General features: G+C 39.0%; 7 protein-coding genes and 1 riboswitch. Of the genes, 1 reads left to right on the top strand and 6 read right to left on the bottom strand.

Going from position 1 to position 8,457, the window contains the following annotated elements; genetic code table 11:
• Positions 1-220: 220 nt before the first annotated feature.
• The 6 genes from ACX9YW_RS22495 to ACX9YW_RS22520 form a co-directional block, all read right to left on the bottom strand.
• Complete coding sequence (locus ACX9YW_RS22495) at positions 221-961, bottom strand: amino acid ABC transporter ATP-binding protein (protein WP_460350865.1); 741 nt, start codon at positions 959-961, stop codon at positions 221-223.
• A 21-nt stretch (positions 962-982) separates the two neighbouring features.
• Positions 983-1,711, bottom strand: coding sequence for an amino acid ABC transporter permease (locus ACX9YW_RS22500; protein WP_460350867.1), 729 nt, complete (start codon positions 1,709-1,711; stop codon positions 983-985).
• Positions 1,712-1,777: 66 nt separating this feature from the next.
• Complete coding sequence (locus ACX9YW_RS22505) at positions 1,778-2,614, bottom strand: transporter substrate-binding domain-containing protein (protein ID WP_460350869.1); 837 nt, start codon at positions 2,612-2,614, stop codon at positions 1,778-1,780.
• 106 nt (positions 2,615-2,720) lie between these two features.
• Positions 2,721-2,902, bottom strand: a riboswitch (Lysine riboswitch).
• Between the two features lie 175 nt (positions 2,903-3,077).
• The gene (locus tag ACX9YW_RS22510; protein WP_460350872.1) at positions 3,078-4,193 is read right to left on the bottom strand and encodes a Ger(x)C family spore germination protein; all 1,116 of its coding nucleotides are present in this window, start codon (positions 4,191-4,193) and stop codon (positions 3,078-3,080) included.
• Entirely contained in the window at positions 4,190-5,302 is a 1,113-nt protein-coding gene (locus tag ACX9YW_RS22515) for a GerAB/ArcD/ProY family transporter (protein WP_460350875.1), read from the bottom strand. Before ACX9YW_RS22515 ends, ACX9YW_RS22510 begins: the two co-directional genes overlap by 4 nt.
• Before the next feature lie 21 nt (positions 5,303-5,323).
• Positions 5,324-6,844, bottom strand: coding sequence for a spore germination protein (locus tag ACX9YW_RS22520; protein WP_460350878.1), 1,521 nt, complete (start codon positions 6,842-6,844; stop codon positions 5,324-5,326).
• Between the two features lie 202 nt (positions 6,845-7,046).
• Here ACX9YW_RS22520 and ACX9YW_RS22525 point away from each other — a divergent pair, with 202 nt between their 5' ends.
• On the top strand, positions 7,047-8,180 hold the full coding sequence (locus ACX9YW_RS22525) for a 1-propanol dehydrogenase PduQ (protein ID WP_460350880.1): 1,134 nt from the start codon (positions 7,047-7,049) through the stop codon (positions 8,178-8,180).
• Positions 8,181-8,457: the final 277 nt, after the last annotated feature.

The following is an 8,457-nucleotide window of genomic DNA, read 5'->3' on the forward strand; positions in this document are numbered from 1 at the left end:
CTCCACTTCCCTTTTTCAGCCTTCCTCTGTCCGAACTACCACCGGGTTCGGACTCTACTTCCCTTTTTCAGCCTTCCTCTGTCCGAACTACCACTGGGTTCGGACTCCACTTCCCTTTTTCCGCCTTCCTCTTTCCGAACTCCACTTCCCCTTTTCCGCCTGCTACCGACCTCTTCCCTATAAAAAAGAGCAGACATCCAAATAATGTCTGCTCTTTACACTAGAGTCTATTTAAAGTCCGCTTCAAGAATTCTCTAGTCCGTTCTTGTGTTGGTTGATTAAAGATTTGCTCAGGGCTGCCTTCTTCGGCAATAACTCCCTTGTCCATAAATACAACTCGATCTGATACTTCTTTTGCAAATTCCATTTCGTGCGTGACGATTAACATCGTCAGACCAGACTCGGCAAGCTCCTTCATGACTTTAAGGACTTCGCCAACCATTTCAGGATCAAGGGCTGATGTTGGTTCATCGAATAACATCACATCTGGTTCCATCGACAGGGCTCGTGCAATCGCTACGCGTTGTTTTTGACCACCGGATAATTGCTTCGGCTTCGCGTTTATATATTTATCCATGCCAACGACCTTTAGATACTTCATCGCCACCCGTTCCGCTTCTTCCCTGGAACGCTTTAGCACCTTTACTTGGCCAACGACACAATTATTTAGGACGTTATGGTTATTAAATAAGTTAAACTGCTGGAAGACCATCCCTAAATGTCTGCGATAGGCAAAAATATCATGTTGATCATCTAAGATATTTTCACCCTTATAAATAATTTGACCGCCGCTTGGTTTTTCTAATAAATTAATGCAACGAAGAAGAGTTGATTTACCAGAGCCAGAGGAACCGATGATGCAGACGACTTCACCTTTATGAACCGAAAAATCAATGTCTTTTAATACTTCATGGGTTCCATAGGATTTGTTTAAATGCTGAATATCAATGACTTTTTCCATTAGTCTCTCCTCCTTCTTCTCCTATTTTTCCTTCTCAGTTACAATCATTGTGTAGCTGTCGGGACCTTCTAATTTTCTCTCAAAATAACGTAAAATTTGTGTAACCGCAAACGTCATAACGAAGTAAATCACACAGGCTACAAAGAACGATTCAAAATAGCGGAAGTTATTTCCTGAAATCGATTTTGTCACAAAATATAGTTCGGTTACGGATATCACGTTCAATACTGAAGTATCTTTAATATTAATAACAAATTGATTTCCTGTTGCTGGTAAAATATTTCGAATTACCTGTGGAAGCACCACATTCCACATCGTTTGGACATGATTCATTCCAATCGCATGAGCCGCTTCAAACTGGCCTTTATCGATGGAAATAATTCCACCACGGACAATTTCGGCCATGTAAGCACCTGTATTAATCGACACAATCACGATGGCAGCAAAAAACACGTTTAAATTTATCCCAAACGCTAGCGCGGAACCATAATAGATCACCATTGCTTGGACAATCATTGGAGTTCCACGGAAGAATTCAATATAAATGGAAAGTATCACATTTACTATTTTTAAAAGTATTTTTTTAGGACCACGATCTGGCATCGGGATAGTACGAATGATACCTGCTAATAAACCTATGACGGCCCCGAAAACCGTTCCAATTAGCGCAATTAAAAGGGTTAAACCAGCACCACGAAGGAACATAGGCCAGTTTTCGGAAATGATTTTTATGACCCATTCAAGACTCATCTTTTATCCTCCTTTACTATATAAAACCGACTGTACCCATACATACAGCCGGTTTCCTTCAAATTATTATTCTGCTGCTGGTTGATTTTGAATAGCGGTATCCATAATGCTCGTCTGTTCTTCTTCTGAGATACCGGCTAAAATTTCATTGATTTTTTCTGTTAAGTCACTACCCTTTTTTAAACCAACGGCGATAGCTGTATCGTCTTCAGATGTTTGGAATCCATCTGAAAATTCCACCATAACAAAGTTTTCGTTTGCAGCTGATGCACTGACCGCTTCCGGACGTTCTGATACATAGCCATCAATGATTCCTGACTCAAGAGCCACGCGCATAGCCGGGAAGTTGTCCATTGCCGTTTTCTTGTCGACGCCTTCAATTTGATCAATGACAGAGTAATGGAAAGTATTTAATTGAGCGGTTACTTTTGCCCCTTTGAAATCTTGGATCGATGTTGCACCTTCATATTTGCTACCTTTTTTGACAACCATTACTAAATTAGATTTATAGTAGTTATCCGAGAAGTCGATCGTTTCTTTTCGTTTTTCTGTCGGTGACATACCGGCGATAATGGCATCAATTTTACCAGATGTTAACGCTGGTACAAGGCCATCCCATTCTGTTTTGACAATTACTAATTCCTTGCCTAAACCTTCGGCTATTTTTTTCGCGATTTCGACATCATATCCACCGGCATATTCGGAAGAACCGCTAATTTTGACACCACCGTTGGAATCATTATTTTGCGTCCAGTTAAATGGCGCGTATCCCGCTTCCAGACCTACCTTAAAGGTATTATCTTCTTTTGCTCCAGAATTGGAACTAGTGCTTGTCCCACAACCTGCTAAAAACACCATTGCTGATAGCAACATCATCAAAAATAGTAAAGACATTTTTCTCATGTTCGTCTCTCCTCCTGTTTTTCTTGTATTTTGGACAAATAAAAAACGACCTGAGAATAACTCAGGTCGTACGATATACGGTTGCCCTAAAGTCCTCTCTTTTCCCAAATGAGATAGCACAACTCAATAAACTAGGGTGTTTATTGAGACAGTCCTGCAGCTCTTAACTACAGACCCAGCATGTAATACTGAGGATATTACACACTTCGGCGACATTTCCTTCTCCTTAGTATCAAAGCCTCTCAAGCTCCACTAAAGACTGTTAAATATCGCGCCTCTACCTCACAATCAAAAGTGAGGTCTTATTCAATTTTCTGTTTATAGCCTACATGAAAATAGACAATCTGTCAACCTAGCAATCTATTAGCAAGCTCAAAGGTGGGGGAAAAGGAACACGGTCCTTGTACTATGTTGACTTACTAATTTTCGTACAAGGACCTCTTTCCTAAGCTGTGGCTGACTGTTAATCTATTACCCCAGTTCGAATAATGTTAAAGTCGATTTTGACTTGAACTTTTACATCTTTAAACATATTATGCCATTCATCATTGGTAAGCTTCGAGTGACGTACAGAGGATCGATAGATTTGCCCTAAACCAATCACATCTGAATTTTTCGATTGAAGATAAGATATTAATTTTTCGACCTCTTTTTTCATCTGTTTTGACACTTCTTTTTCAATTAATTCGATATGCTCTTTTTTACTAAAATCAATATTAGGGTTCGTTTCAAGCAATCGGCCATTCAGTTTTATTTTTAACTCATATTCAAGATTCTTTTTGCTCACCAGCTTGATATCACTATCACTATGAATCGTATCTAAGACAATTACGGTTGGATGTTGACGCTTTAACTTTAGAGAATCACTGTTAATGGTCATTTCTATGCTACCGGATTTATATTTATCATTAATCAATTTAAAGTAAAAGCTCTGGTTCGTCGATATTTTCCCCACCATTTTATCATCTTTAAAGATCCCAGTTCCTGTATATTGAACACCCTTATTCCCATTTTTCTTTAGGATAGGGATGATTGGATCTACTCCTAATGAATAATAATCGTGTATGACTTCTTGCATGGTAGCTGATGGCATGAGCTCACCTTTCGTATCTTTTTCAATCATTCGAAATAAATGAAGTCCAATATCAGGAATTTGCTCGCTTTTCAAGTTTAACAAATCTCTGGTTTCTCCTTCGACAATCGCCACGTAGGCAAGATCACTGATGGAAGGGTCCCTTGATAACGATTCAACAATATGGATAATCCCTTTACTGGCAAGTTCTTCACCCATTAAGATGACGCGTAACTGTCCAGATAGCAATCTCTTTGAAGTATTTTTATTGGCATTGATATTAAGACCTCTCACCGTGTGAGCTTCAGCCTCTACTATCATAATATCGGTTTTGGCATTTGGTTCAATTTTCAACTCAACCCCTGTTCCCTTATAGGTTCCGTCTTTTCCAACATCATACCCAATGGTTGTGATAAGGCCAACTTCTTCTAAAATTTTCGGATCAGCACATCCTGACAATAAAAGAAAGGGAATCAGGATTACACAAAAACACCATTTTTTTATCATGTTTGTTTCTCCTTCGACTTTCTGATTTTCTTTTTTAGAAGGACAAATAAGAAGAGAATGATGGGATAACAAAAAATATAATAAAATGCAAACCTTGCAAAATAATCATTAAAGTTATTGATGTTTTGTCGTGAGTTGAATGAGAGTGTCACGATCAAGATGATAAATGAAAAAATCCAAATAAAATGGGAGTCCTTTTTTTGAAATGATCGATTAACGCCTCGAACGGCAGCCCATAAATAATACATAAGATTTGGAATGATGATGATCATCCAAAAGGCAATCGCAATATATTCCGTTCTCTCAACAAAAGGGAATTTGACAATTTTAAATATAGAAAGCGTTGGCCAAATCGTCCTTTCTAATTGACCAGAACCAAAATAGGCAATTGAAACGAGCATAAGAATTAAATACAATATCGTCGAGGCGGCATTTCCCATTTGAGCAAAACGCTGAGCCTTGTCCTTTTCCTTCAAATGGGGATAAATGACATAGAGGATTTCGAATCCGATCATCGATAATGTCATTTTATAAGTCCCTTTTAAGAGTGATTGAAGGTCACTTTCCAACACGGGCCAAAATTGATGGAGCTCAGAATAGCGAAGGGGAAATCCCACAAATCCATACAACCAAAGCGAGAAAATAATATTAAAAAAACTGACTCCCACCATCACTCGAATGCCACCGGTGACACCATAAATCACGAGTAATAATAAAGAAATTGATAGAAACCAGTTTGGCACTTGAGGATACATCCAAGTTTGAATGACTTCAATATAGTTCTTCATAATCACAATAAAGGCGACTAAACAATACAGAATATAAAGGGCATTCATCAATTTCCCAAGCAAATTTCCGAAAACGTCATATTGAATGCCATAAATATCAGAAGAACCGTAAATTTGTAACGTTTTGATGATCACATAGATGAGAATGTACGTTAGAATTCCAGAGAGGGTGACTGAAATCCAAGCATCGTGCTTTGATTCCTGATAAATAATGCGCTGGAACCCATGGATACCGATACTGACTTGCATATCATGAATAATAAAAAATAATAAAAAGGTACTGATTAATAATTGTGGCTTAGGTTGATGTTGAACCTGCATACTGTCACCCGCTAATAAAAATCAATCTTGTTTTTTGGCTTTCTCTGAATCGTACCTGTCAGGATCCTCAGGTCGTGTTTGGGTGGGTCTTTTATTTGTAAAAGAATATGGCAACCTGATGATACTATCCTTCCAGTCAGCTAAACGCGGTGGATAAAAAGGCGTTAAAAATGGAACACCCAGGCTCGATTGTTTCAATAGATGGATGAGCAAAAAACAAAAACTAAACATGATGCCATAAAACCCCAAAAATCCCGCTAACAGCATAATCGGGAAACGCAATATCCGGATTGTATTACCCATCGAAAAATTAGGCGTAGCGAATGAGGCAAGAGCTCCTAACGCAACGATGATAATTAATATATTACTGGTAAATCCTGCATCTACTGCCGCTGTACCGATGACAATACCACCGACAATACCTATGGTTTGCCCGACTTTTGTTGGCAATCTGGCACCTGCTTCTCTCAGTAATTCGATAATCATTTCCATCAACAAGGCTTCGATCAAAGGTGGAAAAGGCACTTTTGACCTTGATTCACTAAGTGGGATTAACAATGTTTGTGGAATGACTTCATAGTGAAACGTTAAAGCAGCGACATAAATGGCCGTAAAAAAAACAGAAAGAAACAAGGCGATTATTCTTAACAGTCTTAGAAAAGAGGCAACCTGCCAATTGACATCCGAATCCTCCATGCTTTCAAAAAATTCCAAGAAAGATTGCGGACAAGCAATCGCAAGAGAACTTCCATCAACCAAAACGCACAGCTTACCTTTTAACAGCCAATCGCAGATCCGATCCGGCCTTTCGGTTAAAACCATTAACGGAAAAATCGAATAAGAGTTATCTTCTAGAAGCTGTTCTAATATGGAACTATCGATTAACCCATCGATTTCAATCGATTGAATTCGTTCGCGTAAAATGTCTACCATTCCCTCAGAAGCGATACCGTTTATATGAATCATAGAAACAGTTGTATGACTACGTTTTCCTATTTGAAAATTTTCTACAGAAAGATTGGGGTCTGAGATATATTTTCGAATTAAGGAAATGTTTGTCATTAAACTTTCATTAAAAGCTATCTGTGGTCCAACTACTTGTGACTCATTTAGAGCTGTTGATAAGGAACGGCCAATATCAGAGGGAGCCTTAGCCAAAAGGACTGCTGCTTCCCCTTCTACATGGATAATGACAACTCCGTCAAGAGTTCCTTTTATCGCCGCATCTAATCCATTTGATTTATCTACTTGCCCAACGGAAATATATTCCATCATTTCCTCAATCGTTTGACAGGCATTTTGTTTGATTGGATCAATAATATTCTCATGCAGCATTTTTTTATCAATCATGGTATTGAGATAAAATAACGTAATGCCCGAACCTAATACATCACTCTCAATGATATCCGCACTATTTTGAAGCCCATTCTTGAATTCCTTTGACATCGACTCTTTTGAAGTGGGAATGGGGTTGTGATTCTCATTTTTTTGTACTTCTGTTTTTCTCTGTTTGAATGCAGACGATTTTTTTTTGAAGAACATGTGTAGCTCCCCTTCAAAAGGTTATGAATCACTCTATAATGCAGTTAGTATTCACCACTTATTTCCTTTTATTCCAGAGAAGCGAGCCTATTCTCCTATTCACAAAAATGTTGTTGGACGAAAGATTTCCCTTATAGTATGGTAAGGTTGAAACCTTTATTTAGATTGGTTAGTTCTATTACAATTGTTAGGAGAATTTTAAATGAAAGAAATCTCTTTCCGTACGAAAATATATATCGGCGAAAACGCGTTAGATCGATTACATAACCTAGAAAATGAACGAATCTTTGTTGTAACTGACCCCTTCATTCAGCAATCGGGGATGATAGCTGAGGTGACCAACCGTATCGAAAAGAAGGGAAATCACTATCAAATCTTTAGTGATATCGTACCGGACCCACCGATTGAAACGGTTGCTGCAGGAGTTAGCTATATGCATAAGCTTAATCCAAGTGTCATCATTGCGATTGGTGGTGGATCGGCCATTGATGCAGCTAAGGCAATGAAGGACTTCTCGCAAAAAGTATTTCAAGACCAAGGCAATATTACGTTTATTGCGATTCCAACCACAAGTGGTTCTGGTACAGAGGCCACAGCCTTTTCGGTCATTACGGACCAAGCTAAGCAATTAAAATACCCTCTTGTCGCCGATTCTCTTTTACCAGATGAAGCCATCCTTGATGCAAGTTTGATTAAATCTGTTCCCGCATCTGTTACGGCTGATACTGGTTTAGATGTCTTAACCCATGCGATTGAAGCCTATGTATCTATCAACGCCAATGACTTTTCCGATGCCTTGGCTGAAAAAGCCATTGGGTTGATTTTCGAATTTTTACCAAGAGCGTATAAGGACGGAAATGATTTGGAGGCAAGGGAAAAGGTCCATCATGCCTCAACCTTAGCCGGAATGGCCTTTAATACCGTTGGATTGGGAATTAATCATAGTATTGCTCATGTGTGCGGCGCCCAGTTCCATATCCCGCATGGACGAATGAATGCGATCTTGTTACCATCTGTGATTGAATTCAATGCCGGGCAACCTGGATTTCTAGATACTAGCCTGGCTGCCAAAAAATATGCCAAGCTAGCCAAAATATTAGGTTTTTCAGCAGCCAACGTTAGAGTCGGAATGATTAACCTCATTGGGCAGATCAACCTACTAAAAAAAGAATTGCATATGCCCACTAATCTGAGAGGCTGTGGGATTACTTCGGAACAATTAACAGCGGCTAAAGAAATCATCAGCCAAGCAGCACTAAATGATGGCTGTACCCCAACAAACCCAAGAGTACCAACAGCTAAAGATATCGAATCCATATTGGAGAAAATTTATTAACCATGTAACAGTAGGTAATTCAAGGTGATTTTCGTGGAACGGTACTCTACGACATTTTCACCTTCTTTTTCATTCCTTTTGTCGTAGAGACCGGTTCTCTACGACACTTTCACCTTCTTTTTCGTTCCTTTTGTCGTAGAGACCGGTTCTCTACGACACTTTCACCTTCTTTTTCATTCGTTTTGTCGTAGAGACCGGTTCTCTACGACACTTCTGTCTTCCCTTTCGTTCGTTTTGTCGTAGAAACCGGCTCTCTACGACACTTTCACCTTCTTTT

This window comes from Pseudoneobacillus rhizolycopersici, from assembly GCF_054786815.1.

Bases quoted from the DNA above. Each gene is read 5' to 3' on its own strand.
- ACX9YW_RS22525 (WP_460350880.1), top strand. From the start codon at position 7,047: ATGAAAGAAATCTCTTTCCGTACGAAAATATATATCGGCGAAAACGCG.
- ACX9YW_RS22520 (WP_460350878.1), bottom strand. From the start codon at position 6,844: ATGTTCTTCAAAAAAAAATCGTCTGCATTCAAACAGAGAAAAACAGAA.
- ACX9YW_RS22510 (WP_460350872.1), bottom strand. From the start codon at position 4,193: ATGATAAAAAAATGGTGTTTTTGTGTAATCCTGATTCCCTTTCTTTTA.
- ACX9YW_RS22500 (WP_460350867.1), bottom strand. From the start codon at position 1,711: ATGAGTCTTGAATGGGTCATAAAAATCATTTCCGAAAACTGGCCTATG.
- ACX9YW_RS22505 (WP_460350869.1), bottom strand. From the start codon at position 2,614: ATGAGAAAAATGTCTTTACTATTTTTGATGATGTTGCTATCAGCAATG.
- ACX9YW_RS22515 (WP_460350875.1), bottom strand. From the start codon at position 5,302: ATGCAGGTTCAACATCAACCTAAGCCACAATTATTAATCAGTACCTTT.
- ACX9YW_RS22495 (WP_460350865.1), bottom strand. From the start codon at position 961: ATGGAAAAAGTCATTGATATTCAGCATTTAAACAAATCCTATGGAACC.